Source organism: Pantoea conspicua (genome assembly GCF_002095315.1).
In the GTDB taxonomy this organism is placed as follows: Bacteria; Pseudomonadota; Gammaproteobacteria; order Enterobacterales; family Enterobacteriaceae; genus Pantoea; species Pantoea conspicua.
Genome location: NZ_MLFN01000096.1, coordinates 1 through 3884, shown reverse-complemented (window position 1 = coordinate 3884; position 3884 = coordinate 1). Strand labels below are relative to the sequence as shown.

Sequence of the window (3884 nt, the reverse complement as noted above, 5' to 3'; positions counted from 1 at the left end):
CGCGGGCACCGTGCGGGTGACGGCCGGACGCGTGCCGGTAATGGTAAACACCACGCTGTAGCTGTTGCCGTTACGCTGAGTCACCGCCCGGGTTTTACCTGGCTGCGTCAGCTCAAATACCAGCCGTACGCTCTGTTTATCTTTCGGCGTGCTGGTCCGGATGCGCTTTACGATGTTTTCACCGCTGAAGTTCAGCGGCAGCCCCTGTACCACGCCGCTCTGGCGCACATCCAGTACCACCCGATCCGGATTACGCAGCGGAAAGAAACCATACACTGGCTGACCGGCAAAGCTCAGGGTCACCGTGGCCTGGTTATCGCCATTGGCGACTTTGATATCAGACAGCGTGGCCGCGAACAGCGGCGTGCAGACCAGCAGCAGCAGTGTCACTAACGCCAGTTTCATCCGTGACTTCATGCCGGGTCCCTGTGTTGTGCAAGTGATGCCAGCCATCGCTCTGCCAGTGGCGTGTGGGCCGCCAGCTCCGCTTCACGCGCGTCACCGACGTAGCGCAGCGTTAAGGAGAGGTCGGGCGACGGCAAAATCCCTCGCCCTGCTGCGGCCATTCGACCAGACAGATGGCGTCGCCGCTGAAGTAATCGCGGATGCCCATAAATTCCAGCTCTTCCGGATCGGCCAGGCGATAGAGATCAAAATGATAGAGTGAGCGCTCACCCAGGGTGTAAGGCTCGACCAGCGTGTAGGTCGGGCTTTTTACGTTACCCTGATGACCCAGCGCCTGCAGAAAGCCGCGGCTGAAGGTAGTTTTACCCGCCCCCAGATCGCCATAGAGATAAATGACCGCCGCGTTGCCACAGGCACGCGCCAGTTGAGCGCCCAAACCGAGCGTTGCCGCCTCATCGGGCAAAGAAATAACACAGGTCTTCATGCTTCTTAATTCATCTCAGGATTAACAAACTGCCACAGCAGCTCAAGTAAATCTGTTGCCAGCATACCGCGCGTGCCACGTTGTGCAGCCACCGCATCCGCAGCGGCACCGTGGGCAACGCAGCCGGCACAGGCAGCATCAAACAGCGCCAGTTTCTGACCCACCAGCGAGGCGATAATCCCACTCAGGAGATCCCCCATGCCGCCGGAAGCCATACCGGCATTTCCCACATCGGCAAACGCCATGTCACCCTGCTCGCTGGCGATCAGAGTGCCCGCACCTTTCAGTACCACCACACCACCGTAGCGCTGCGCCAGCATCTGCGCTGCATGTAAGCGGTCACTCTCAACTTCACTGGTCTTAATGTTGAGCAGGCGAGCCGCTTCGCCAGGATGTGGCGTAATGATGCGATTCTGACGTTTCTCTGCACTGATTGCCAGCAGGTTAAGTGCATCCGCATCCCAAAGCATCGGCTTTTCGCTTTCGGCGACCCGTTCCAGCGCCCGCTTGCCCCACTCGCGCTGCCCCAGCCCTGGACCAATCGCAATCACATCCGCCCACGCCAGCGCGGCGGTCAGCTGTTCATCGGTCAGTTCATCGACCATGATTTCCGGCCGCGCCGTCAGGATCGGGATGATATTATCTTTGTGAGTAAGTACTCGCACTAATCCGCTCCCGCTGCGCAAGGCCGCTTCCGCCGTCATTCGCACCGCTCCCGCGGTACCAGCATCACCGCCGACCACCAGTAAACGCCCCTGATCGCCTTTGTGCGAGGTTGGTTTACGCGGCCTGAGCCAGTGCGTGAGCGCGCTGGCATCATAGCGCGCCATAGGCGCTGATTCCGCCGCCAGAAAAGTCTGCAGGCCAAGGTCGGCATAGTGCAACTCACCGACATAATCGCGGGCCTTTCCGGTAATCTGTCCCGGCTTAAGCGCCAGCATGCTCAGGGTATGGGTGGCGTTGATGACCTCGCCGGACGCACTGCCAGTACTGGCGGCTAAGCCAGAAGGCATGTCGATAGCAAGGATTGGGGCGGCATGGGCATTCGCCTGCTGAATCAGCGTGCTATAGGGTTCAGCGGGTGCGCGATTAATGCCGGTCCCGAGCAGCGCATCCACGATCACATCGACCTGTTCTGGCCAGGCAGCATCCGCGGCATGAATGTCGCCGCCCGCATCCAGCCAGGCATCCCGGGCGCGCTGCGCTTCCTCAGGCAGGGGCTTCTCCCCGTCACAGGCCAGCAGCATCACCTGTTTACCCGCCGCCTGCCCCAGACGCGCCACCACATAGCCATCGCCGCCGTTATTGCCGTGCCCACACAGGATCAGCCAGTGCCGGGCATCAGGCCAGCAGGCGTTAAGATGTTCATAGGCCGCCTGTCCGGCGCGCAGCATCAGTTCATACAAGGTGATGCCGAGCGCATCAGCACCTTCACGCTCCAGTTGCGCCACCGCCTGCGCAGGCCAGACAGAATATGGTAAACTGCGACGGTATTTCTTCGAACCCTGGTTACTCATGTCATACCCTCTCGATCTTCATCAACTCGCACAACAGATTAAACAGTGGGGATTGGATCTCGGCTTTCAGCAGGTCGGCATCACCGATACCGATCTGAGTGCGGAAGAGCCGCGTCTTCAGGCGTGGCTGGACAAGCAATATCATGGCGAGATGGAGTGGATGGCGCGCCACGGTATGATGCGGGCGCGTCCGCATGAACTGTTACCCGGTACGCTGCGCGTCATCAGCGTTCGCATGAACTACCTTCCGGCCAAAGCCGCCTTTGCCAGCACCCTGAAAAATCCCCGACTGGGCTATGTCAGCCGTTATGCCTTAGGCCGTGATTACCACAAAGTATTGCGCAATCGACTGAAAAGCTCGGAGAAATAATCCAGCAGCACTGTGGCGAGCTCAATTTCCGGCCCTTTGTCGACTCTGCCCCGCTGCTTGAACGGCCGCTGGCCGCGAAAGCCGGGCTCGGCTGGACCGGCAAACACTCTTTGATTCTTAATCGCGAAGCGGGTTCATGGTTTTTTCTCGGCGAGCTGCTGATTGACCTGCCGCTGCCCGTGGATACGGCGCAGGAGGAGCAGTGCGGCCGTTGCGTGGCCTGCATGACGATCTGCCCGACCAGTGCCATTGTTGAACCTTATGTGGTCGATGCCCGGCGCTGCATCTCCTATCTCACTATCGAACTGGAAGGGGCCATTCCGGAAGAATTTCGTCCGCTGATGGGCAACCGGATTTACGGCTGTGACGATTGTCAGCTGATCTGTCCGTGGAATCGTTACGGGCAGCTCAGTGATGAAAGCGATTTTTCGCCGCGTGCCGCCCTGCATGCGCCTGAACTGATCGATCTGTTTCAGTGGGATGAAGCAAAGTTTTTGCGTATTACGGAGGGATCAGCCATTCGGCGCATCGGTCATTTACGCTGGCTGCGCAATATCGCCGTCGCGCTGGGGAATGCGCCCTGGTCAGCAGAGATTATTCCGGTGCTGGAACAGCGTCTGGGTGAAAGTGAATTGCTGGATGAACATATCCAGTGGGCTATCGCCCGGCAGCAGGATAAACGTCAGCAGCTGGTGATCGATGTGCAGCCCGCCCAGCAAAAGCGCCTGGTCCGTGCAGTAGAGAAGGGATTACCGCGTGATGCATGAGTGAGCAGCCAGCCGGCACTCAGGCGTTTTCCACATGCTGTGAATAAAAATAAAAACGCGTTGTCATTCAACTGCCATAAGGCTGATTACGCTGATAAATAACATTCTGAAATATTTACATATTTATAACTATCAACAGCTTACCGAAAAGTTGTGTTTATTTAATAATGAGACTATCGCTTCGGTTAACAGATAAAGCTGTGGATAACTCTGTTCAAAACCATTTTACAGATCGGGGAAAACAGCGCAAATGATGGCGTGCAGTGCTGTGGATAACCTTCTGGAGACTCTGGTATCCCGCAGCAATAAACAGCCTGATAATTGGCTAAAGGGGTCTGACG

At 57.6% G+C, this 3884-nt stretch carries 2 protein-coding genes and 2 pseudogenes; 1 reads left to right on the top strand and 3 read right to left on the bottom strand.

Translation table 11 applies throughout. The annotated features are described in order from the left end of the window. The 3 genes and pseudogenes from HA41_RS19275 to nnr all read right to left on the bottom strand — a co-directional run. Positions 1-417 (bottom strand): AMIN domain-containing protein (locus tag HA41_RS19275; RefSeq protein WP_143807383.1); only part of this gene is annotated, 417 nt, incomplete at its 3' end. Next, positions 414-889: pseudogene (gene tsaE, locus HA41_RS19270) on the bottom strand (tRNA (adenosine(37)-N6)-threonylcarbamoyltransferase complex ATPase subunit type 1 TsaE). The gene HA41_RS19275 and the pseudogene tsaE, both read right to left, overlap by 4 nt. A gap of 5 nt (positions 890-894) precedes the next feature. After that, a complete protein-coding gene (nnr, locus tag HA41_RS19265; protein ID WP_094122095.1) occupies positions 895-2406 on the bottom strand; it encodes a bifunctional ADP-dependent NAD(P)H-hydrate dehydratase/NAD(P)H-hydrate epimerase in 1512 nt (503 codons plus the stop codon). Here nnr and queG point away from each other — a divergent pair. Beyond that, a pseudogene (queG, locus tag HA41_RS19260) lies at positions 2405-3543 on the top strand (tRNA epoxyqueuosine(34) reductase QueG). The gene nnr and the pseudogene queG sit on opposite strands and share 2 nt — an antisense overlap. Positions 3544-3884: the final 341 nt, after the last annotated feature.

What these genes read in the sequence shown, in the direction of transcription:
- nnr (WP_094122095.1), bottom strand. Translation starts at nt 2,406, where the DNA reads ATGAGTAACCAGGGTTCGAAGAAATACCGTCGCAGTTTACCATATTCT.